The sequence below is a fragment of the Rubrivivax gelatinosus genome (genome assembly GCF_016583785.1).
GTDB lineage: Bacteria > Pseudomonadota > Gammaproteobacteria > Burkholderiales > Burkholderiaceae_C > Rubrivivax > Rubrivivax gelatinosus_B.
Genome location: NZ_NRRU01000026.1, coordinates 1 through 20,554 on the forward strand (window position 1 = coordinate 1; position 20,554 = coordinate 20,554).

A 20,554-nucleotide genomic window follows, 5' to 3' on the forward strand; every position below is an offset into this window, starting at 1 on the left:
TGCTGGCGGTGCTGCTGGCGGCGGCGCGCGGGCCATGCGCCGGCTCCGACACCACCAGCAGCGCGACCGCGACGAAGGACAGCCAGAAACCCGGCTGCAGCAGCGCCCAGGGGTCGAGCAGGCTGACGACGCAGGCCGCCGCCAGCAGCACCGCCAGCAGCGGCCAGCGCCGGCCCAGGCTGCGCAGCACGACGACGATGGCCAGCATGCCCAGCGTGCGTTGCGCCGGCACACCCCAGCCGGCGAGCACCGCGTACGCCGCGGCGCAGGCCAGCCCTCCCCAGCGTGCCGCCTGCGGCGCCGGCAGCCACAGCATCAGCCGGCCGCCGTGGCGCCAGAGCCGGCCGACGACCGCGCCCGCGAGCCAGGCGAACATGGTCACGTGCAGTCCCGAGATGCTCATCAGGTGGGCGACGCCCGTGGCGCGGAACAGGTCCCAGTCGGCACGTTCGATCGCCGCCTGGTCGCCGACCACCAGGGCGGCCAGCACACCCGCCGCGGCCGGATCGGCGACGCGGGCCTCGATCGCGTCGCGCAGCCGCTGGCGCAGGCGCTCGACCGGCGCACCCGCGGCCAGCGCCAGCCGTTGCGGCGCCGGGCTGCCGCGCACGCTGCCGACCGCGCCGACACCTTGCACGAACCACATCAGCTCGGTGTCGAAACCCTGCGGGTTGGCGGCGCCGTGCGGCGGCTTGAGCCGCACGCCCCAGCGCCAGCGTTCGCCCGCCTCGGGCACCGGCGGCCGGGCCTCGCCGTCGGCGTACCAACCCAGAACCACACGCCGCGGCAGCCGCAGCGCCCGGCCGTCGGGCGTGGCACCAGCTTCGACCGCGACCACCAGCCGCACCCCGCCGGCATGCACCACCGGCATACGCTCGACGACACCGGTGATGACGAACTCGCCGCCGGCCAGCTCGGGTGCCAGCCGGTCGGACAGGCGCTCGGCCGCACGCCAGCCCACCGAGGCGAAAGCCAGCGCCGCGGCGCCCAGCGCCAGCGCCACGAGCCGCGGCCAGCCGCGGCTGCGACAGCCGCCGCCCAGCAGCAGCAGGCCGACGGCCGCGAGCGCGGCATAAGACGGCACGGGCCAGAGTTCGGGCTGCAGCAGTTGCAGCGCGCCGCCGGCCAGCCAGCCAGCCGCCGGCGCCCACCATCCTCCCGCCGCAGGCTCGTCCCGGCCCCTCATCGGCCCAGTGTAGGATGCCCCGTCACCATGCCGGGCACCCCCGAAAGTCGTGCCCAGACCCCCGCCATGAGCATTCAAGACCGCCTCACCCAGCTGGGCATCACGCTGCCCGCCGTCGCCGTGCCCGCCGCCGCCTATGTGCCTTACGTGCAGACCGGCAAGCTGGTCTTCATCTCCGGCCACATCGCCAAACGCGACGGCAAGCCCTGGGTCGGCCAGCTCGGCCTGACGACGACCACCGCCGAAGGCCAGGCCGCCGCACGTGCGATCGCGATCGACCTGCTGGGCACGCTGGCCGTGGCCGCCGGCGGGCTGGACAACGTGGCCCGCATCGTCAAGGTGATGAGCCTGGTGAACAGCACGCCCACCTACACCGAGCAGCACCTCGTGACCAACGGCGCGAGCGAACTCTTCGTCGAGGTCTTCGGCGCGGAGATCGGCGCCCACGCGCGCAGCGCTTTCGGCGTCGCCCAGATCCCTCTGGGCGCCTGCGTCGAGATCGAACTCATCGCAGAACTGAAGTGATCCCCCCCGTAGCGCCTTCGGCGCATTCCCCCCGGGGGGCAACGCCAGCGGCCCGGCAAAGCCGGTTCCGCGGCGTTTGCTTGACGCGCTTGCGGATTCGGTCGTGGTTCACCGCAGGGAGCCGGCGTTGAAGCGCGCCGACCTGGTGCTGGGCGCGATCGCGCTCGGCGGCCCCGCGGCCGTCGGCGCGGCCTACTACACCCAGCACGCCTGGAACATGCAGCCCTGCCCGTGGTGCGTGCTGCAACGCGTGATCTTCCTGGCGCTGGCGGCAGCGGCGCTGCTGGCGCTGGTCTGGCGCTCGGCGCTGGGGCGGCGCATCGGCGCGCTGCTGGCGCTGGTGTTCGCCGGCTGCGGCATCGGCGCAGCGCTGTGGCAGCACTTCGTCGCCGCCAGCCAGGCTTCGTGCGACCTGTCGCTGGCCGAGAAGATCGTCGGCGCGCTCGGCCTGGACGCGCGCTACCCCGACCTGTTCATGGCGATGACCAGCTGCGCCGACGCGGCGACCCGGCTGTTCGGCGTGCCTTACGAGTTCTGGAGCCTGGCGCTGTTCGCGCTGGCGGGGCTGGGCGCCATCACCGTGATGGCGCAGCCGCGGCGCTAAGGCAGGCCAGTGCGCGTTTTCACGCGGACTGGCTGAGCAGCCGCGCCGGTCAGCTCTTGCGGCGGCGCAGGCCGGCGCCGGCGGCACCGAGCGCCAGCAGCGCGAGCGCGGCGGTGCCGGGCTCGGGCACTGCGGAGCCGCCGCCGCCGGGTTCCTTCAGCGACACCAGCAGCAGGTCCTGCACGCCGGTCTTCTCCAGCGCGTAGACGTCATAGGCCGACTCGGTGAGCGCAGCCGCGGCGGCCAGCAGCTGGTTGGCGCCCACCGTCAGCCAGTAGTTGCTGGACTCGAAGCTGCCCGAGGACAGGGTCAGGTCGGTGTCGTAGACGATGTTCCAGATCGCCAGCTGCAGCGCGCCGACCTTCTTCCAGCTCGCATCGCTGTAGGTCTCGGACGCGGCCACGGTCATCAGCCGGCCGAGCAGATCGGCCTTGGCGGCACCGAAGTAGGCGTCGCCGCCGACGATGTCGAAGCCGGTGATCGTGCTGCCGAACGAAATGCCCTCTTCGAGTTGGATGCAGTAGGTGATGAAGTCCGTCGTCGAGAACGTGCCGGCGTCGCTCAGCGTGCCGCCGAAAGCGCCGGCCTTGCCGCTGTAGTCCGTCACCGAGACGTTGGAATAGCGGTCGTAGGCCCAGCCGTCGAGCGTCACGGTGGCAGCCTGGGCGCCGGCGCAGGCTGCGGTCAGTACGATTGCGCCGAGGGCGGCGCGCAGCGGACGTTGGAGCATCGTCTAATCCTTGGGGACCGAGTCCCGTTAGGGGTTGACGATACTTTTGCTTACCGGCGGGTGCATCCCCGCGGTCCGGGGACGCAGCCGCCAATCGGGCGACGCGGCGTGACGCAGATCACGGTCTGCACCGCCGACACCGAAATCAAGGGGCGGGCGAGCGCAGCGCGCTGACCTTCTGGAAGCCCTCGAGCTTGCGCCCCTTGCGCGCGCGCTTGCCGAGGCAGGTGGTGAAGGCGCTGTTGCGGATCTCCTCCTCGCGCGCCTTGGCACCACGGCCGCTGCCGACGACGACGACGGTCTGGGCGCAGGCGGCCACCGCCACCAGCGGCGTGGACGCGTCGACGTCCATCAGCGTCAGGCCGCGCCCGCCGTTGGGCTGGTGCTTGAGTTCGTCCAGCGGGAAGACCAGCAGCCGGCCGTCGGCGGCCAGGCAGGCCGCATGCAGCTGCCCGGCGGCCACCGGCCACGGCGGCAGCGGTTGTTCGCCGGGCTCCAGCGTGAGGAAACTCTTGCCGGCACGCTGGCGGCCGTACAGGTCCTGCGCCTGGGCGAGCAGACCGTAGCCGCCGCTGTTGGCCAGCAGCAGCCGGGTCTCGGCGTTGCCGGCCCAGTAGTGGGCGATGCCGGTGCCGGTCTCGAGCTCGATCAGCGTCGTGATCGGCACGCCGTCGCCGCGGCCGCCGGGCAGCTGCGCCACCGCCACCGAATAGACGCGGCCGCGGTCGCCGAAGACCAGCAGCGTGTCGACGCTGCGGCAGGCGAACAGGCCGTAGAGCGCGTCGCCGGCCTTGAAGGCCAGGCCCGAGGCCTCGATTTCGTGGCCCTTGAGCGCCCGTACCCAGCCCTTCTGGCTGACGACGACGGTCACCGGCTCGTCGACGACGCGGATCTCGGCAACGGTGCGGCGTTCTTCCTGGATCAGCGTGCGGCGCTCGTCGCCGTAGGCCTTGGCGTCGGCCTCGATCTCGCGGATCAGCGTGCGTTTGAGCACCGCCGGGTTGGCGAGGATGTCCTCGAGCTTGACCTGCTGCTCGCGCAGCTCCTTCAACTCCTGCTCGATCTTGATCGCCTCCAGCCGCGCCAGCTGGCGCAGCCGCAGGTCGAGGATGTCGTCGGCCTGACGTTCGCTCAAGTTGAAGCGTGCGATCAGCGCGGCACGCGGCTCGTCGGACTCGCGGATGATGCGGATCACCTCGTCGATGTTCAGCAGCACCAGCTGCCGGCCTTCGAGCACGTGGATGCGTTCCAGCACCCGGTCCAGGCGGTGGCGCGTGCGCCGCTGCACCGTCGCCTGACGAAAGCCGATCCACTCGACCAGGATGCGGCGCAGGCTCTTCTGCGTCGGCCGGCCGTCGGCACCGATCATCGTCAGGTTGACCGGCGCGTTGCACTCCAGGCTGGTGTTGGCCAGCAGCGTCGTGATCAGGTCCTGCTGCGACACGGTGCGGCTCTTGGGCTCGAACACCAGGCGCACCGCGGCGTCCTTGCTCGACTCGTCGCGCACCGCGTCCAGCACCGCGAGCACCGTCTGCTTGAGCTGCTGCTGCTCCTGCGTCAGCGCCTTCTTGCCGGCGCGCAGCTTGGGGTTGGTGAGCTCCTCGATCTCCTCGAGCACACGCTGCGCGCTGGCGCCCGGCGGCAGCTCGTTGACGATGAGCTGCCACTGGCCGCGTGCCAGCTCCTCGATGCTCCAGCGCGCACGCACCTTCAGGCTGCCGCGGCCGACGGCGTAGGCGGCGCGGATCTCGGCGGCGCTGCTGATGATCTGGCCGCCGCCGGGATAGTCGGGGCCGGGCAGCAGCTCGTGCAGCCGGTCGTCGCCGAGCTCGGGGTCGCGGATCAGCTCGACCGCGGCCGCGGCCACCTCGCGCAGGTTGTGGCTGGGCACCTCGGTGGCCAGGCCGACGGCGATGCCCGAGGCGCCGTTGAGCAGCACGAAGGGCAGGCGCGCCGGCAGCTGGCGCGGCTCCTGGGTCGAGCCGTCGTAGTTGGGCTGGAAGTCGACCGTGCCTTCGTCGATCTCCTCGAGCAGCAGGCGCGCGATCGGCGCCAGCCGGGCCTCGGTGTAGCGCATCGCCGCGGCGCCGTCGCCGTCGCGGCTGCCGAAGTTGCCCTGGCCGTCGACCAGCGGGTAGCGCTGGCTGAAGTCCTGCGCCATGCGCACCATCGCGTCGTAGGCCGCGGTGTCGCCGTGCGGGTGGTAGCGGCCGAGCACGTCGCCGACGACGCGCGCGCTCTTGACCGGCTTGGCGCCGACGTTGCCGTTCCAGCCCAGCCCCATGCGCTGCATCGCGTAAAGGATGCGGCGCTGGACCGGCTTCTGGCCGTCGCAGACGTCGGGCAGCGCCCGGCCCTTGACGACGGATAGCGCGTACTCGAGATAGGCACGCTCGGCGTAGTCGGCGAGCGTCAGGGCGTCGGCCGGGGCCGGCGCAGGAAAATCGAAAAGGTCTCGCATGCAGTGCGGGCGGGCTGGGAGCAGCCGCTCGGCCTTGGTGAGGCGGCGATTCTCGCAAACAGCCGGCTGCGGCCGCCGCGGCGGGTGTTCAGCCTCAGCCCAGCGCCAGGCTGGTCGCGCGCTGCGACTGGCTGCGCTGCAGCAGCGCCCAGTACAGCTCCAGCACCAGATGCACGTGGGCGCGGGTCTCGGCCAGCCGCGGCAGGCCGCCGTGGCGGCGTACCGTGCCTTCGCCGGCGTTCCAGGCGGCGAGCGCGAGCTCGATGTGGCCGTAGCGCCGCGTCAGGTCGGCCAGCATGCGGGCGCCGGTGAGGATGTTGGTGCGTGCGTCCAGCAGCCGCTCGGCCGCGGGGCGGCGGCGCTCGGCGGCGGTGCCGTAGCGGTCGCCGGTGTCGGCGGTGATCTGCATCAGCCCGATCGCGCCGCGCGAGGACACCGCCTCGCGCCGGAAGCCCGACTCGACGGCGATCACCGCGGTCAGCAGCTCGGCGTCGACGCCATGCGTGCGTGCCGCCTCGCGCACCCAGGGCACGATGGCCTTGGCTTCGGGCGCGATCTCCATCCAGGTGAGCAGCGCATCGGCGCCGTCGCGTTTGCCGGGCACGCGTGGGCCCGAGGCGGCGAGATCAGCGTGCACCAGGCGGTAGCGCGCGTCGACCGCGCGCGGCGCGAAGTGGGCGACGCCGTAGGCATCGACGAAACCCCAGAGCTCGGCATGCGCGCCGCCCGCGCCGGCGAGCAGCGCGGCCAGCACGACGGGACGCAGGTAGACGGGGAAACGGCGGTTTCGGGACACGGTCGCCGCATCGTAGGCAGCGGCGGCGGCACGTGATCGCCCGAACATCGCCGCCCTCGCCCGCCTGTTCGGCGCGACGGCGCGCACAAAAAAAAGCCGCCGGGGGCACCGGCGGCTCGTCTCACGAAGCGAAGCGGATCAGTTGCCGCAGCCCAGCGAGTTGATGCGGTCGATCGCGGCCTTGGCCTGCACCAGGCCGGCGCCGGTCTTGTCGTCGCGGCCGGCGTCGCCGATGTCGAGCGCGCTGTTCACGAGGCTGGTGCGGATCTGCTGGCCCGTGCAGCTCGGGAAGTAGCTCCACACGAGGCCGGCGACACCCGAGACGTGCGGCGTGGCCATCGAGGTGCCGTTGAACGACGCGTACAGCGCCGGATCGGGCTCGATGCCGACGTGGGCCGACTGGCCGACCTGGGTCAGCAGCGTCGCGCCGTCGGCCTGGGTGGCGCCGACCGACGGGATCGTGGTCACGGTCTCACCCATCGTGCCGAGCAGTTCGCCGGTGGTGTTGTTGTAGATGACCGCACCGACACCGCCGCTGGTCTGGCAGTTCACCACCTTGTCGGCGAACGAGATGTTGCCGCGCGAGATCAGGCAGACCTTGCCCGTCATCGAACCGGCAGCCGGCGCATCGCCGAAGCCGAAGTCGGCCAGCGGTGCCGTCACCGACTTCACCGGCGAGTTTTCCATCGACTGCACGGTGTAGCTGACACCACCGACCGACAGCACGCCCATCGTCAGCACGTTCGGCGGCACGGTCGAGACGACGGCCACGCCCGGCGCGGCGATCTCGACGTCGGCGTTGTACTGCGAGAAGTCGGCCCAGGCCTTGGCTTCGTCGACGGCAGCGACCGACATCACGCTCGCCAGGCCCGCCGGGTAGGACACGGCGGTGGTGCCGGCGTTGCCGGCGGCGGCGATGAAGAGGATGCCCTTCTTCGACAGGCGGTCGATGGCGCGCTGCTCGGTGCGGCTGTTGCTGGAGCTGCCCAGCGACATCGAGACGATGTTGGCCTTGGCGCGGCCGCAGGCGTTGATGGCCTTGGTGACGACCGAGGCGCTGGCGCTGCCGGTGGCGTCGAAGACCTTGGCGATGTAGAGCGAGACCTGCTTGTTGGCGTTGACGCCGACGACGCCGACGTCGTTGTCACGCGCCGCGATCGTGCCGGCGACGTGGCTGCCGTGGGCGTTCTCGTCGGTGTTCCAGCTGCCCGAGCCGGAGAAGTTCTGCCCGGCCAGCGTGTTGCCGGCGAGGTCTTCGTGGGTGGCGTCGATGCCGGAGTCGATGATGCAGACCTTCGGCGTCCACTTCGGCGTGCCGGCGACCTGGTCGGCCTGCACCAGCGTGATGCCGTAAGGCACGGTTTCGGTGACGGCGGCGGCAGCCATGGCCTTGCGCGCCTTGGTCGACACGCTGCGCTTGCCCTGGATCGTCTGGATGACGTCGTCTTCGACGTAGTCGATGCCGGCCTGCGCCTTCAGCTTCGCCAGCTTGGCCTTCGGCAGCGTGACGGCGATCGCGTTGTCGTCGGCCAGGTCGGCACCGACCTTGCCACCGAGCGCGGCCACCGCCTTGCTCACCTTGGCTGCGGCCCCCGCCTTGTAGGCGACGATGACGCGCACGCTGCTGGTGTCAGTCTTCACGGCGGCCATCGAAGCACCGCACACCACCGCCGAAACAGCCAGCACGACGGCCGTGCGCAGCGGCTTGAAACCTTTGGTCATAGATGAACTCCGACTTAGAAAAGCCACAGATTGAGGAAGGGAACGACTTTTCCGGGCCGCCCCTAATGCGTCAACCCCCGATCCCGGCGTCCGCAGTGGCCCTAGGTCCGATTCTTGCTAAGGAAGCTAATCACACGTCAATTTCGACCGCATCGCCGCGCAATTCCATCAGATCGCGCCGCGCCTGGGCCTCGCCTTTGCCCATCAGCCGCGTGAACAGTTCGACCGTGTTGTCGAAACCCGGCGCGCCGAAAGCCACCGGCAGCAGGCGCCGGGTCTCGGGGTTCAGCGTCGTGTCCCAGAGCTGCTCGGCGTTCATCTCGCCCAGGCCCTTGAAGCGGCTGATGCTCCAGGAGCCGTCGCGCGCACCTTCCTTGCGCAGCTTGTCCAGCGCCGCCTCGAGCTCACCGTCGTCCAGCGCGTAGAGCTTGGCCGCCGGGCGTTTGCCGCGTGCCGGCGCGTCGATGCGGTACAGCGGCGGCCGCGCGACGTAGACGTGGCCGCGCTCGATCAGCTTCGGGAAGTGGCGGAAGAACAGCGTCAGCAGCAGCACCTGGATGTGCGAGCCGTCGACGTCGGCGTCCGACAGGATGCAGACCTTGCCGTAGCGCAGCCCTGACAGGTCGGGCTCGTCAGCGGGGCCGTGCGGGTCCACGCCCAGCGCCACCGAGATGTCGTGGATCTCGTTGTTGGCGAACAGCCGGTCGCGTTCGACCTCCCAGGAGTTCAGCACCTTGCCGCGCAGCGGCAGGATGGCCTGGGTCTCCTTGTCGCGGCCCATCTTGGCGCTGCCGCCGGCCGAGTCGCCCTCGACCAGGAAGACTTCGTTGAAGGCCAGGTCGCGGCTCTCGCAGTCGGTCAGCTTGCCGGGCAGCACGGCCACGCCCGAGCCCTTCTTCTTCTCGACCTTCTGGCCCGCACGCTGGCGCGTCTGCGCCTGGCGGATGACGAGCTCGGCGAGCTTCCTGCCGTAGTCGACGTGTTCGTTGAGCCAGATCTCCAGCGCCGGGCGCACGAAGGAGGCGACGAGCTTCAAGGCGTCGCGGCTGTTCAGCCGCTCCTTGATCTGGCCCTGGAACTGCGGGTCCAGCACCTTGGCCGAGAGCACGAAGCTGGCGCGCGAGAACACGTCCTCGGGCATCAGCTTGACGCCCTTGGGCAGCAGCGCATGCATCTCGATGAAACCCTTGACGGCCTGGAACAGCCCGTCCTTGAGCCCCGACTCGTGGGTGCCGCCGGCCACCGTCGGGATCAGGTTGACGTAGCTCTCGCGCAGCGTCGTGCCTTCGTCGGTGAAGGCCACGCACCAGGCGGCGCCCTCGCCTTCGGCGAAGCTCTCGGTCTCGTTGGCGGCGGCGTACTGGGCGCCTTCGAACAGCGGGATCAGCGGCTCGGCGGCCAGGCTCTGCATCAGGTAGTCGCGCAGGCCCGCTTCGTAGAGCCAGGTCTGGGTCTCGCCGCTCTTCTCGGTGGCCAGCGTCACCGTGACGCCGGGCATCAGCACCGCCTTGCTGCGCAGCAGGTGCAGCAGCTCGGCGCGCGGCAGCTCGGCGCTCTCGAAGTACTTGGCGTCGGGCCAGACGCGCACGCGGGTGCCGCGCCGGCGTTCGCCCGAGCTCGCCTTGCGCAGCGCCAGCGGCTCGACGACGTCGCCGCCGTTGCCGAAGGCGAGCGTCGCGACCTGGCCTTCGCGCCAGACCGTGACCTCCATGCGCGTGGCCAGCGCGTTGGTGACGCTGACGCCGACGCCGTGCAGGCCGCCGGAGAAGCTGTAGGCGCCGCCCGAACCCTTGTCGAACTTGCCGCCCGCGTGCAGCCGGGTGAAGACGATCTCCAGCACCGGCACCTGCTCCTCGGGGTGCAGACCGAAGGGGATGCCGCGGCCGTCGTCGTCGACGGCGACCGAGCCGTCGGCGTGCAGCGTCACCACGATGCGTTTGCCGAAACCGGCCAGCGCCTCGTCGGCGGCGTTGTCTATGACCTCCTGGATCACGTGCAGCGGGTTGTCCGTGCGCGTGTACATGCCGGGCCGCTGCTTGACGGGTTCGAGCCCCTTGAGCACGCGGATCGAGGCTTCGGCGTAACTGCCCTGCTTGTTTGCCATGGGCGCGGATTCTAGGGAGCGGCCCCGCCGCGGGCCGCCCCGGCGTCGATCAGCCGTAGCGCGCGACGTTCAGCGGCGCGACGTCGATCTCGGGCTTGCGGCCGGACACGATGTCGGCGATGACGCGGCCGGTGCCGGCAGCCATGGTCCAGCCCAGCGTGCCGTGGCCGGTGGCCAGCAGCAGGTCGCGCACCGGCGTTTCGCCGACGATGGGCGTGCCGTCCGGAGTCATCGGCCGCAGACCGCACCAGAACTCGGCGCGAGCGACGTCGCCGCCGCGCGGGAACAGGTCGCTGACGACGTGTTTGAGCGTGCGCCGACGGCCGTCGCGCAGCGTCAGGTCGTAGCCGCCGAGTTCGGCGGTGCCGCCGACGCGGATGCGGTCTCCCAGGCGCGTGACGGCCACCTTGTGCGTCTCGTCCATGATCGTCGACTCGGGAGCGAACGCCGGGTCCGTGATCGGCACCGTGATCGAGTAGCCCTTGACCGGGTAGACCGGCAGCTTGAGCCCCAGCGGCTTCATCCACTGCGGCGAGAAGCTGCCGAGCGCGACGACGACGCGGTCGGCGGTGAGCGTGCCCGCCGTCGTGCGCACCGCCGAGACGCGGCCGCCGGCGACCTCGACCCCCTGCACCGTGGTGTCGAAGCGAAAACGCACGCCCAGCGCCCGCGCCATCTCGGCCAGGCGGTTGGTGAACTTGAAGCAGTCGCCGGTCTCGTCGTTGGGCAGGCGCAGCGCGCCGACGAACTTGTCCTGGGTCAGCGCCAGCGCCGGCTCGACCTTGACGAAGCCGTCGCGGTCCAGCACCTCGAAAGGCACGCCGTACTGGCGCAGCACCTCGACGTCGCCGGCGATGCCCTCGAGCTGCTTTTGCGTGCGGAACAGCTGCAGCGTGCCCTGGGCGCGGTCGTCGTACTCGATGCCGGTCTCGGCGCGCAGCGCCTTCAGGCAGTCGCGGCTGTATTCGGCGATCGGCACCATGCGGCTCTTGTTCAGCGCGTAGGCGCGGGCGTTGCAGTTGGCCAGCATCGACAGGCCCCAGCGCCACATCTTCGGGTCCAGCAGCGCGCTGACGACCAGCGGCGAATGCGTCATCAGCATCCACTTGATCGCCTTCACCGGCACGCCGGGCCCGGCCCAGGGCGAGGAATACCCCGGCGAGATCTCGCCGGCATTGCCGAAACTCGTCTCCAGCGCCGGGCCGCTCTGGCGCTCGACGACCTCGACTTCGTGACCCGAACGCGCGAGGTAATACGCGACCGAAGTACCGATGACACCACTGCCGAGAACCAGGACCTTCATGCGCCGTTTACTCCGTTGAAGAGGCGCACTGTACCGAGCGGCCGCATGACGATTCTTCGATAGTTTCGGCAACAACCCAGTGACTTTCACCATTCATTCACGGATGCACCGAATCGTCTGCGACTGAACCGTCGAAGTGCACAAAGGACCCACGGTGGAGCATGCACCGGCGCGCACGCCGCGCCGACCGCGGCCGCAAGTCGAATAACGGTCATTGGATACATTGCGCCGCATGACCACCGCCTCGACCGCGCCGCGCCTGTCGATGACGCAAGTGCTGCTCTGCGGCGCCGCGATCGTCACCCTCAGCATGGGCATACGCCACGGTTTCGGCCTGTGGCTGCAGCCGATCACGATGGACCGCGGCTGGACACGCGAGACCTTCGCCTTCGCGCTCGCGGTGCAGAACCTGGCCTGGGGCCTGGCCGGCCCGGTGGCGGGCATGCTGGCCGACCGCTACGGCGCGTTCCGCGTGCTCGCCGTCGGCTCGCTGCTGTACGCGCTGGGGCTGGTGTCGATGGCGCTGGCGACCTCGGGGCTGGCCTTCACCGGCGGCGCCGGGCTGCTGATCGGCATCGCCCAGTCGGGCACCACCTACGCCGTGATCTACGGCGTCATCGCGCGCAACGTCGCGCCCGAGAAACGCTCCTGGGCGATGGGCGTGGCCGCCGCCGCGGGTTCGTTCGGCCAGTTCCTGATGGTGCCGGTGGAGAACTGGCTGATCGGCGGCGTCGGCTGGCAAAACGCGTTGTTCCTGCTCGGCTGCGCGGCGCTGGTGATCGTGCCGCTGGCCTTCGGCCTCAAGGAGCCGGCAGCCGCAGCCCACGCCGGCCCGCAGCAGAGCGTCGGCGCGGCGCTGCGCGAGGCCCTGGGCCACCGCAGCTTCCTGCTGCTGACGGCGGGCTACTTCGTCTGCGGCTTCCAGGTCGTGTTCATCGGCGTGCACATGCCCAGCTACCTGAAGGACCAGGGCCTGGGCCCGACGGTGGCGACGACGGCGCTGGCGCTGATCGGGCTGTTCAACGTCTTCGGCACCTACGCCGCCGGTGCGCTCGGGCAGAAGCTGGCCAAGCGCCACATCCTGGCGGCGATCTACCTCGCCCGTTCGCTCGTCATCACGATCTTCGTGCTGGCGCCGATCACAACCTGGAGCGTGTACCTGTTCGCCGCGACGATGGGCGTGCTGTGGCTGTCGACGGTGCCACCGACCAACGCCATCGTCGCCCAGATCTTCGGCGTGCGCTACATGTCGATGCTGGGCGGCATCGTCTTCCTCAGCCACCAGCTCGGCTCCTTCCTCGGCGTCTGGCTCGGCGGCCGGCTCTACGACATGACCGGCAGCTACGACGTGGTCTGGTGGATCTCGGTCGCGCTCGGCGTGTTCGCGGCACTCGTCAACCTGCCGGTGCGCGAGCACGCGATCGAGCGCGCCCAGCCGCGCCCGCTGCCGGCATGAAGCTCGGCCGCGCCGTCGCCTGGGCCGCCGCCGCCGCGGTGCTGGCCGCCGTCTTCCTCGCCTACCGCGACCCGGACACCGTCGTCGATCTGGCGACCCGTTTCTGGGCCTGCTTCTGATGCCCGGCGGCGCATCGCCGTCGGACTGGCTGCAGCGCTGGGCGCACCTGCTGCCCGCCGGCGCCAGCGTGCTCGACCTCGCCTGCGGCAGCGGCCGCCACCTGCGCTGGCTGGCCGGGCGTGGACACCGTGTCACCGGCGTCGACCGCGATGCCGCGGCGCTGGGGCCGCTGAGCGCGCTGGCCGAAACCGTCGTCGCCGACCTCGAAGGCGGGCCCTGGCCGCTGCCGGGCCGGCGCTTCGACGCGGTGCTGGTGACGAACTACCTCTGGCGACCGCTGTTCCCGGCGCTGCGCGCCGCGCTCGCCGACGGCGGCACGCTGATCTGCGAGACTTTTGCCGAGGGCCAGCAGGCCTTCGGCCGGCCCTCGCGCAGCGAATTCCTGCTGCGGCCCGGCGAGCTGCTCACGCTCGCCGCGGGCCTGCATGTGCTGGCCTACGAGGACGGCCTGCTGGAGGGTCCGCGGCGCCGCGTGCAACGCCTCGTCGCCATCGCGCCGCCGGCCGGGGCAAGATCGCTCGTCGGGCCGCCGGCTTAGCCGGCTAAAATCATCCGCTTTGGGCGGCTACGGGTTAGCGCATGAAGGCAATTGTTGGCAGCATCGTCGCGCTCGTCACGCCGATGCATCCGGACGGCAGCGTCGACTACGACGCGCTCGGCCGACTCATAGACTGGCACATCGCCGAGGGCACCGACTGCATCGGCGCCGTCGGCACCACGGGCGAATCGGCGACGCTCACGGTGCCCGAGCACTGCGAGGTGATCCGCTTCTCGGTCCAGCGCGCCCAGGGGCGTGTGCCCATCATGGCCGGCGCCGGCGGCAACTCCACCGCCGAGGCGATCGAGCTCACGCGCTTCGCCAAGGAGGTCGGCGCCGACTGCACGCTGCAGGTCGTGCCCTACTACAACAAGCCGTCGCAGGAAGGCATCTACCGCCACTTCCGCGCGATCGCCGAAGCGGTGGACCTGCCGCTGATGCTCTACAACGTGCCCGGCCGCACGGTCGCGGACATGCTGCCCGAGACCACGCTGCGCGTGGCGCAGGTGCCCGGCGTCTTCGGCATCAAGGAAGCCACCGGCAACATCGAACGTGCCGCCTGGCTGATCAAGCACGCGCCCGAAGGCTTCTCGGTCTACTCCGGCGACGACGGCACCGCCGTCGCGCTGATGCTGCTGGGTGGCAAGGGCAACGTCAGCGTCACCGCCAACGTCGCCCCGCGGCTGATGCACGAGCTGTGCATGGCCGCGATCGAAGGCGATGCCCGCCGCGCGACGGCGATCCACTTCCAGCTGCTCGCGCTGCACCGCGCGCTGTTCTGCGAGTCCAACCCGGCGCCCGCGAAGTGGGCGCTGCACCGCCTCGGGCGCTGCGGCAACACGCTGCGCCTGCCCCTGCTGCCGGTCACCGAGGCCGGCCAGGCCGCGGTCGACCAGGCGCTCGCCGACAGCGGCGTGCGCATCTGAAACCCCTCACCCGACACACGCGGCCACACCGGGCCGCGCCGGAGACTGCCACCGTGAATCGTTTTCCCGTCGTTCCCGCCGCCCGGACCACCGCGCTCGCCGTTGCCGTGCTGCTGGCCGGCTGCTCCTCGATCGGCGACATGCTCTCGGGCGACAAGGTCGACTACCGCAGCACCAAGGTGCGCGCCGAACCGCTGGACGTGCCGCCGGACCTGACCCAGCTCTCGCGCGACAGCCGCTACCAGAGCCAGGGCGGCGTCGTCAGCGCCGCCGGTTCGGTCGCGGTGCCCTCGGCGACCGGCGCGCCGGCCGCCGGCGCCGCCGCGGTGGCGCCGACGGCGCGCGGCGAGACCCACGTCGAACGCCTGGGCAACGAGCGCTGGCTCGTCGTGCCGCTCCCGCCCGAGCAACTGTGGCCGCAGTTGAAGAGCTTCTGGCAGAACAACGGCTTCGTCATCGCGAGCGAGGATGCGCAGACCGGCATCATCGAAACCGACTGGGCCGAGAACCAGGCCAAGCTGCCGCACGACTTCATCCGCAGCACCATCGGCCGCGTCTTCGGCAACCTCTACGACACCGGCGAGCGCGACAGCTTCCGCGTGCGCGTCGAGCGCACCGCCACCGGCAGCGAGGTCTACATCGCCCACCGCGGCCTGGAAGAGGTCTACGTCGGCGAGCGCCAGGAACAGACCGAGTGGCGGCCGCGCGCCAGCGACCCGCAGCTCGAGGCCGAGTTCCTGACCCGGCTGATGACGCAGTTGGGCACGCCGGCTGAGCAGGCGCGCACCGCCGTCGCCAACCCGGTGACGCAGAAGGCGCGTGCGCGCCTGGTCGAAGGCAGCGCCGCCACGGTCGAGGTCGACGAAGGCTTCGACCGCGCCTGGCGCCGCGTCGGCCTGGTGCTGGACCGCACCGGCTTCAGCGTCGAGGACCGCGACCGCGCGGCCGGCCTGTACTTCGTGCGCTACATCGACCCGAAGGACATCGGCAAGGAAGAGCCGGGCTTCTTCTCGAAGCTGTTCGGCGGCGGCAAGGAGGCCACGGCCGCGCTGCAGCGCTACCGCGTCTCGGTCAAGGCCGACGGCGACAAGACCCGGGTCAGCGTGCAGCCGTCCAGCGGCACCGGATCGGCCGGCGCAGCCGGCGACCGCATCGCCGGCATCCTGGCGACCGAACTGCGCTGAGCGGCGCCGCGCACCGCGACTGAGGCCGCCTTCGGGCGGCCTTTTTCATGCCCGGCGCCGCGCGCAGCGCGCCGCGCACGGACGAAAAAAAGCCGCCCGAAGGCGGCTTTGAGCGTTCGAATCGCTCGCCCGCAATTATTGCGAAGCGGCTTCCGAAGCCGGAGCAGCGGCGTCCGACGCGGCTTCCATCGGAGCCGAGGCGGCTTCCATCGGAGCCGAAGCGGGTTCAGCGGCCGGCGGCGGGGGCGGCGGGGTTTCTTCCTTCTTGCCGCAGGCGGCCAGCGCCATCGCGGCGACCAGCGAAGCCAGAACGATCGACTTGTTCATGCGTGTGTCCTCAGGGAATTGTGGGTCGACGAAAACCTCAAGGGATGGCAGGTCGACCCGACCCGGATCTCGAAACCCTCCACCCCCAAGACAAGGACGGCAACTACTGCCTCCTCCGTGCCTAGCCTAAAAGTATAGCGCCGAATAGGTGCATTCCCCTACAGGCCCAATGGCCGTGGCGCAAATGAGGACTCTGCACCTGCGATCCGGGCGTCCAGGACGTCCCGCCAGCGCTGCGCCTGCGCGGCGTCGCGGCCGGCCCGGCCCAGCCAGTTCTCGGCGTCACGCAGGTGCACGAAGACGTCGCCATCGTCGACCAGCACACGCGGCACTTCGGCTGCGTCGCCCTCGGCCGGAGCCCAGGCCTCGACGGCATGGATCCACGGCGTGCGCCAGGTGACGAAACGCGGATGCAAGCGCGGCATCGCGTCGTAGCTGGCGGCGAACAGCACCAGGCGCCGCTGCGGCAGCCGCAGCCAGGCCATCAGCTGCTCGTGCAGCGCCGCGTCGTCCAGCGGCCAGGCGGCGAAGTCGGGATCGCTGCAGACGATGCGGCGCGCCCCGCGCCCGATCGCCGCGGCCAGCCCCCAGCGCAGCGCCTGCTGGAAGCCGGCACGCGTGTCGACGGGCGGGGGCGCGGTGCTCATGGCCGGCTGCGGCGGACCCAGCCGCTGTCCATCCAGCCGGCCACCGTCTCGCGCGCGTCGGCGCTGAGCGCGGCGCAGTCGCGGGCCGCCAGCACGCGCGTGTCGGCCAGGCGGCGCATCAGGCGCGCGTCGCGGCCGCCAGCGACGAAGGACTCGCCGTTCAGGAACAGGTGGCGCTCGTCGTAGAGCATGCGGCTTTTCGGGTCGAGCTCGATGCCGTAGTCGATGGCCTCTTCGCCGCCCTCGTCCTCGCCCTCGAACCAGACACGCGGCTTGGGTTCGCTGAGGATCTCACCCAGCGCCCGGTCGAGTGCACCACGGCGCGCGAGCAGCTTGTCCAGCGCCTGGGCGGCGAAGGCGCGCAGCGCTGGCGGGATCTCGCCCGGCGTCGCCGTCGCCGGCTGGCGCGGGTCGCGGTAGAGCGCGCCGTCGCCGACCTCGTCGTCCTCGGCCAGGCGCTGCAGCAGTTCGCGCGCCAGGCCGTAGGCATGCGGCACGCGGAACCCCGCCGACGCCGTCATGCACTCGCCTTCGGCGATGCCGTCGTGGCCCCAGCGCGGCGGCAGGTAGAGCATGTCGCCGGGCTCCAGCACCCATTCCTCGGCGGGCTCGAAGTGGCGCAGCAGCTTCACCGGCATGTTCTCGACCAGGGTCTCGTCGGCCACCGGGCCGATGCGCCAGCGGCGCTGTCCGTGCACCTGGATCAGGAAGACGTCGTAGGAGTCGAGGTGCGGGCCGACGCCGCCACCGTCGCTGGCCCAGGACAGCATCAGGTCGTCCAGGCGCGCCTCGGGGATGAAGGCGAAACGGCGCAGCAGTTCGTGCGCGGCCGGCAGGTGCAGGTTCAGACCCTGCACCAGCAGCGTCCAGCCGGGGCGGCTGGCCGGCGGCAGGCTGCGGCGCGTGAACGGGCCGTGGCTGAGCTTCCAGCCCTCGCCTTCGCGCTGGACGAGGCGCGACTCGACGTCCTCGCCGGCGGCCAGGTCGAACAGGGCCGCGCGTGCCAGCGGCGGGGTCACGCCGGGCAGCGCCTGGCGCACGAGCAGCGGCTTCTTCTGCCAGTGGCGCCGCATGAAGGTTTGCGGCGAAATTCCGCCCAGCAGGGCGGTCGGTGCGTTGAGATCCATGCGCCATTGTCCCGCGGGTGCTGTGCGATCATCGCCCGATGAATATCGAAGCTCCCTGCGTCGTCAGCCTCACCTGGCTGCTGACCGACGCACAGAACCACCCGATCGACGAGTTGAAGGAACCGGTCGAGTTCTTCTACGGCGGCGACGACCTGCTCGCCCCGGTCGAGGATGCACTGGCCGGCCACGTCGAAGGCGACGAAGTCCGCGTGCAACTCGAGCCCGAACAGGCTTTCGGCGACTACAAGAGCGAACTCGTCTGCTTCGAGGACCGCAAGCTCTTCCCCGAGGCGCTGGAGACCGGCATGGCTTTCGAAGGCCTGCCGCCGGGCGCGGCGACGCCGGACATGCCCGCCGACACGATCTACGTCGTCACCGAGATCTACCCCTCGCACGTCGTGCTCGACGGCAACCACCCGCTGGCCGGCATGGCGTTGCGCCTGACGATCAGCGTGCGCGGCGTGCGCGAGGCCGACGAAGCCGAGACCGAGGCCCGCAGCGTCGGCAACAACGCCTTCAGCGTGCTCGACGCGGCGGCGCCGGACGAACAGCTGCACTGATCGCCGCGCGTACCCGGCCCTGAAGATCAGGCCGTGGCCGGCCCCTCCCCGTGCCGGGACGAATCGGCGGACCAAGCGCGGGGCCGCCAGGTCCGGCGGCCCGGGAACAGGTGGCCCGTACAGCCCCGACCAAGAGCCGCCGGGCCATCACTTACAACCCATGACGACACCGATGAATCCGACGATCGAGATCAAGATACTGGACGACCGGCTCCGGCAGTGGGGCCTGCCGCAGTATCAGACGCCGCAGGCCGCCGCCATCGATCTGGTGGCCTGCCTCGACGCCCCTCTCGTCCTCAAGCCGCAGCAAGCCGCCGTGCTGATCCCCACGGGCATCGCGCTGCACATGAACTCCGACCATCTCTGCGCCGTCATCCTTCCGCGCTCCGGTCTGGGGCACAAGAAGGGTCTGGTGCTGGGAAACAGCATGGGGCTCATCGACGCGGATTACATGGCCCAGTGCCTGATCAGCGCCTGGAACCGCAATCCGGCCGAGTCCGGGCTGGACATCACCGTACAGCCGGGCGACCGGATCGCCCAGATGCTCTTCCTGCCCATCGTGCGCCCCGCCTTCGTCGTCGTCGACGAGTTCAGTGCGCCGAGCGAACGCGGAGAAGGCGGCTTCGGCTCCACCGGAGTCGGACGCTAGACAAGAAGCAGCACGGCGACTCGTTTGGGAAGCGCGGGGCCGGGAGCAGCGGTTGATCGTTTCGGCACATAAGACGATCGGCTCTGCGCCGCTTGCCGGGCCAGGCGGCGCGACACTTCTCAGTGTTTGACGCGCTTCCACCGACAAGGACCCGACATGATCCCCCGCCTCCTATCCCTGGCACTGGCACCGATGTGCGCCCTGGCTGCCGCCCCGGCGCTGGCTGCCGACTTCAGCGTGCAGCTGCCCGACATGGCCGATGGCCGCGTCGCCACGGCCCAGTTCGCGAACATGCCGGCGATGGGCTGTACGGGTGCCAACGTGTCGCCACGCGTCGTATGGCGCGACGTGCCGGCCGGCACGCAAAGCCTGGTGGTCACGATGTACGACCCGGACGCCCCGACGGGCTCGGGCTGGTGGCATTGGGTGGTGGCGAACATCCCCGCCAGCACGAACGAACTGCCCAGCGGCGCGGGTAACGATGCCAGCAAGCTGCCGGCGGGGGCGGTGCAGATCAACACCGACGCCGGCCGTCCCGGTTACGGCGGCCCGTGCCCGCCGGTGGGCCAGACGCACCGCTATGTCATCACCGTGACGGCGCTGAAGGTCGCCCGGCTCGATCTGCCGCCGTTTGCCACGCCGGCGATGCTGAGCTTCATGTCCATGCCGCACCGGCTGGGACAAGCCGTCTTCACGGCACGCGGCGGGCGGTGAGCCCGGGCCCGCTGCCGACACAGGACAGCGGCGCGCAGCTGCGCCGCGTGCACCTGCGCCCGGACCTGGGTGCGGCCGCACACGTGCTGCAGGCCCGCAGCCTGCGCATCGTGCGCGTGGCCATCGAGGCACCGGCGCTCATCATCGTCACCCACGGCTGCAAGACCGTGCAGGTCGCTGGCGGCACCACGGTGCGCGCCGCCCCGGGGCAGGCCGTGGCGCTCGCCGGCGGGCAAATCGTGGACTTCGCCAACGAGGCCCCGCCGGGCGCACGCTACGAAGCCCGATGGCTCGTGTTCGGCCACGCGGTATGCAACAGTTTTGCCGCGCGCCAGGCGCTACAAGCCGCCCCGAACGCCCACCCGCATCCGGCGCGGCTGCTGAGCGAACTGCCGCAGGGCCTGCACGAAGCCTTCGCCCGCGCCTGCCAGGCGCTGGCGCCCGGGAGCGAACGGCCGGACGCCGTGGTGGCGCACCATCTGCACGAGGTCATGCTCTGGCTGGCGCTGCAGGGCGTGGCGTTCAGCGCGCACCGCGCTCCGCCCAGCCTGTCGGAGCGCGTGCGCGCCTTGCTCGCCGGCCGGCTCGGCCATGACTGGCAGGCGGGGCAGGTCGCCGGCGAACTCGCGATGAGCGAGCCCACCTTGCGCCGCCGGCTGGCCGGCGAAGGGCATCGATTCGGCGATCTTCTCGTCGACGCCCGGATGTCGTTTGCGCTGACCCAGCTGCAGGCCAGTGACCAGAGCATCGCGGCGATCGCCCAGAACGTGGGCTATGCGTCGGCGTCCCGCTTCGCGGCGCGTTTTCGCCATCGTTTCGGCTTCGCACCGTCGGCGGTGCGTGTGAACGGGCGCGAAGGCTGAACCGCCGCGGCG

Annotated in this window: 21 protein-coding genes; 11 read left to right on the forward strand and 10 right to left on the reverse strand. The window is 71.0% G+C overall.

What is annotated here, in order from left to right:
- Positions 1 to 1,186 (reverse strand): ComEC/Rec2 family competence protein (locus CKO43_RS08765; protein WP_200378410.1); only part of this gene is annotated, 1,186 nt, incomplete at its 3' end.
- A 66-nt stretch (positions 1,187 to 1,252) separates the two neighbouring features.
- Between CKO43_RS08765 and CKO43_RS08770 the strand changes: the two genes are divergently transcribed.
- Positions 1,253 to 1,711, forward strand: a complete 459-nt coding sequence (locus CKO43_RS08770) for a RidA family protein (protein WP_200228716.1) — start codon at positions 1,253 to 1,255, stop codon at positions 1,709 to 1,711.
- 127 nt (positions 1,712 to 1,838) lie between these two features.
- Positions 1,839 to 2,315: a disulfide bond formation protein B gene (locus CKO43_RS08775; RefSeq protein ID WP_200228718.1), complete on the forward strand. Its 477-nt coding sequence runs from the start codon at positions 1,839 to 1,841 to the stop codon at positions 2,313 to 2,315.
- 49 nt (positions 2,316 to 2,364) lie between these two features.
- On the opposite strand, the gene CKO43_RS08780 is transcribed toward CKO43_RS08775, so the two are convergent.
- From CKO43_RS08780 to CKO43_RS08805, 6 genes are all read right to left on the reverse strand, one after another.
- A complete protein-coding gene (locus CKO43_RS08780) occupies positions 2,365 to 3,045 on the reverse strand; it encodes a PEP-CTERM sorting domain-containing protein (RefSeq protein ID WP_200378411.1) in 681 nt (226 codons plus the stop codon).
- A 145-nt stretch (positions 3,046 to 3,190) separates the two neighbouring features.
- A complete protein-coding gene (gene parC / locus CKO43_RS08785; protein ID WP_200378412.1) occupies positions 3,191 to 5,506 on the reverse strand; it encodes a DNA topoisomerase IV subunit A in 2,316 nt (771 codons plus the stop codon).
- Positions 5,507 to 5,600: 94 nt separating this feature from the next.
- On the reverse strand, positions 5,601 to 6,302 hold the full coding sequence (locus tag CKO43_RS08790; RefSeq protein ID WP_346014432.1) for a lytic transglycosylase domain-containing protein: 702 nt from the start codon (positions 6,300 to 6,302) through the stop codon (positions 5,601 to 5,603).
- A 138-nt stretch (positions 6,303 to 6,440) separates the two neighbouring features.
- On the reverse strand, positions 6,441 to 8,024 hold the full coding sequence (locus tag CKO43_RS08795; protein WP_200378413.1) for a S8 family serine peptidase: 1,584 nt from the start codon (positions 8,022 to 8,024) through the stop codon (positions 6,441 to 6,443).
- Between the two features lie 130 nt (positions 8,025 to 8,154).
- The gene (locus CKO43_RS08800) at positions 8,155 to 10,128 is read right to left on the reverse strand and encodes a DNA topoisomerase IV subunit B (protein WP_200228728.1); all 1,974 of its coding nucleotides are present in this window, start codon (positions 10,126 to 10,128) and stop codon (positions 8,155 to 8,157) included.
- Between the two features lie 49 nt (positions 10,129 to 10,177).
- The gene (locus CKO43_RS08805) at positions 10,178 to 11,431 is read right to left on the reverse strand and encodes a D-amino acid dehydrogenase (protein ID WP_200378414.1); all 1,254 of its coding nucleotides are present in this window, start codon (positions 11,429 to 11,431) and stop codon (positions 10,178 to 10,180) included.
- A 232-nt stretch (positions 11,432 to 11,663) separates the two neighbouring features.
- On the opposite strand from CKO43_RS08805, the gene CKO43_RS08810 reads away from it, so the two are divergent.
- Genes CKO43_RS08810 through bamC form a run of 5 tightly spaced genes read left to right on the forward strand, consistent with a single transcriptional unit; the run spans position 11,664 to position 15,655 of the window.
- Complete coding sequence (locus CKO43_RS08810; RefSeq protein ID WP_200228732.1) at positions 11,664 to 12,887, forward strand: MFS transporter; 1,224 nt, start codon at positions 11,664 to 11,666, stop codon at positions 12,885 to 12,887.
- A complete protein-coding gene (locus CKO43_RS26125; RefSeq protein ID WP_259373734.1) occupies positions 12,884 to 13,006 on the forward strand; it encodes a hypothetical protein in 123 nt (40 codons plus the stop codon). Before CKO43_RS08810 ends, CKO43_RS26125 begins: the two co-directional genes overlap by 4 nt.
- On the forward strand, positions 13,006 to 13,545 hold the full coding sequence (locus CKO43_RS08815) for a class I SAM-dependent methyltransferase (RefSeq protein ID WP_200228733.1): 540 nt from the start codon (positions 13,006 to 13,008) through the stop codon (positions 13,543 to 13,545). Before CKO43_RS26125 ends, CKO43_RS08815 begins: the two co-directional genes overlap by 1 nt.
- A 41-nt stretch (positions 13,546 to 13,586) precedes the next feature.
- Entirely contained in the window at positions 13,587 to 14,471 is an 885-nt protein-coding gene (dapA, locus tag CKO43_RS08820; RefSeq protein ID WP_200228734.1) for a 4-hydroxy-tetrahydrodipicolinate synthase, read from the forward strand.
- Positions 14,472 to 14,524: 53 nt separating this feature from the next.
- Positions 14,525 to 15,655, forward strand: coding sequence for an outer membrane protein assembly factor BamC (gene bamC / locus CKO43_RS08825; protein WP_200228735.1), 1,131 nt, complete (start codon positions 14,525 to 14,527; stop codon positions 15,653 to 15,655).
- A 135-nt stretch (positions 15,656 to 15,790) separates the two neighbouring features.
- Here the strand turns inward: bamC and CKO43_RS08830 are convergent, their stop codons facing one another.
- The 3 genes from CKO43_RS08830 to CKO43_RS08840 all read right to left on the reverse strand — a co-directional run bounded on the left by CKO43_RS08830 (position 15,791) and on the right by CKO43_RS08840 (position 17,756).
- Positions 15,791 to 15,982 carry a hypothetical protein gene (locus tag CKO43_RS08830; protein ID WP_200228736.1) on the reverse strand — a complete coding sequence of 64 codons (192 nt, stop codon included), beginning with the start codon at positions 15,980 to 15,982 and terminating at the stop codon, positions 15,791 to 15,793.
- 158 nt (positions 15,983 to 16,140) lie between these two features.
- The gene (locus CKO43_RS08835) at positions 16,141 to 16,629 is read right to left on the reverse strand and encodes a hypothetical protein (protein ID WP_242477942.1); all 489 of its coding nucleotides are present in this window, start codon (positions 16,627 to 16,629) and stop codon (positions 16,141 to 16,143) included.
- Positions 16,626 to 17,756: a cupin domain-containing protein gene (locus CKO43_RS08840; protein WP_200228737.1), complete on the reverse strand. Its 1,131-nt coding sequence runs from the start codon at positions 17,754 to 17,756 to the stop codon at positions 16,626 to 16,628. Before CKO43_RS08840 ends, CKO43_RS08835 begins: the two co-directional genes overlap by 4 nt.
- A gap of 38 nt (positions 17,757 to 17,794) precedes the next feature.
- Here CKO43_RS08840 and CKO43_RS08845 point away from each other — a divergent pair, with 38 nt between their 5' ends.
- The 4 genes from CKO43_RS08845 (at position 17,795) to CKO43_RS25760 (ending at position 20,542) form a co-directional block, all read left to right on the forward strand.
- Positions 17,795 to 18,316, forward strand: coding sequence for an FKBP-type peptidyl-prolyl cis-trans isomerase (locus CKO43_RS08845; RefSeq protein WP_200228738.1), 522 nt, complete (start codon positions 17,795 to 17,797; stop codon positions 18,314 to 18,316).
- A gap of 160 nt (positions 18,317 to 18,476) precedes the next feature.
- On the forward strand, positions 18,477 to 18,965 hold the full coding sequence (gene dut / locus CKO43_RS08850; RefSeq protein ID WP_200228740.1) for a dUTP diphosphatase: 489 nt from the start codon (positions 18,477 to 18,479) through the stop codon (positions 18,963 to 18,965).
- Between the two features lie 156 nt (positions 18,966 to 19,121).
- A complete protein-coding gene (locus tag CKO43_RS08855; RefSeq protein ID WP_200228742.1) occupies positions 19,122 to 19,679 on the forward strand; it encodes a YbhB/YbcL family Raf kinase inhibitor-like protein in 558 nt (185 codons plus the stop codon).
- The gene (locus CKO43_RS25760) at positions 19,676 to 20,542 is read left to right on the forward strand and encodes a helix-turn-helix transcriptional regulator (protein ID WP_346728232.1); all 867 of its coding nucleotides are present in this window, start codon (positions 19,676 to 19,678) and stop codon (positions 20,540 to 20,542) included. Before CKO43_RS08855 ends, CKO43_RS25760 begins: the two co-directional genes overlap by 4 nt.
- Positions 20,543 to 20,554 lie beyond the last annotated feature (12 nt).

Coding starts and splice junctions, on each gene's coding strand:
- CKO43_RS26125 (WP_259373734.1), top strand. CDS start 12,884: ATGAAGCTCGGCCGCGCCGTCGCCTGGGCCGCCGCCGCCGCGGTGCTG.
- CKO43_RS08795 (WP_200378413.1), bottom strand. CDS start 8,024: ATGACCAAAGGTTTCAAGCCGCTGCGCACGGCCGTCGTGCTGGCTGTT.
- CKO43_RS08815 (WP_200228733.1), top strand. CDS start 13,006: ATGCCCGGCGGCGCATCGCCGTCGGACTGGCTGCAGCGCTGGGCGCAC.
- CKO43_RS08810 (WP_200228732.1), top strand. CDS start 11,664: ATGACCACCGCCTCGACCGCGCCGCGCCTGTCGATGACGCAAGTGCTG.
- CKO43_RS08780 (WP_200378411.1), bottom strand. CDS start 3,045: ATGCTCCAACGTCCGCTGCGCGCCGCCCTCGGCGCAATCGTACTGACC.
- CKO43_RS08840 (WP_200228737.1), bottom strand. CDS start 17,756: ATGGATCTCAACGCACCGACCGCCCTGCTGGGCGGAATTTCGCCGCAA.
- CKO43_RS08845 (WP_200228738.1), top strand. CDS start 17,795: ATGAATATCGAAGCTCCCTGCGTCGTCAGCCTCACCTGGCTGCTGACC.
- CKO43_RS08805 (WP_200378414.1), bottom strand. CDS start 11,431: ATGAAGGTCCTGGTTCTCGGCAGTGGTGTCATCGGTACTTCGGTCGCG.
- CKO43_RS08770 (WP_200228716.1), top strand. CDS start 1,253: ATGAGCATTCAAGACCGCCTCACCCAGCTGGGCATCACGCTGCCCGCC.
- CKO43_RS08835 (WP_242477942.1), bottom strand. CDS start 16,629: ATGAGCACCGCGCCCCCGCCCGTCGACACGCGTGCCGGCTTCCAGCAG.
- dut (WP_200228740.1), top strand. CDS start 18,477: ATGACGACACCGATGAATCCGACGATCGAGATCAAGATACTGGACGAC.
- CKO43_RS08800 (WP_200228728.1), bottom strand. CDS start 10,128: ATGGCAAACAAGCAGGGCAGTTACGCCGAAGCCTCGATCCGCGTGCTC.
- CKO43_RS08830 (WP_200228736.1), bottom strand. CDS start 15,982: ATGAACAAGTCGATCGTTCTGGCTTCGCTGGTCGCCGCGATGGCGCTG.
- CKO43_RS08855 (WP_200228742.1), top strand. CDS start 19,122: ATGATCCCCCGCCTCCTATCCCTGGCACTGGCACCGATGTGCGCCCTG.
- parC (WP_200378412.1), bottom strand. CDS start 5,506: ATGCGAGACCTTTTCGATTTTCCTGCGCCGGCCCCGGCCGACGCCCTG.
- dapA (WP_200228734.1), top strand. CDS start 13,587: ATGAAGGCAATTGTTGGCAGCATCGTCGCGCTCGTCACGCCGATGCAT.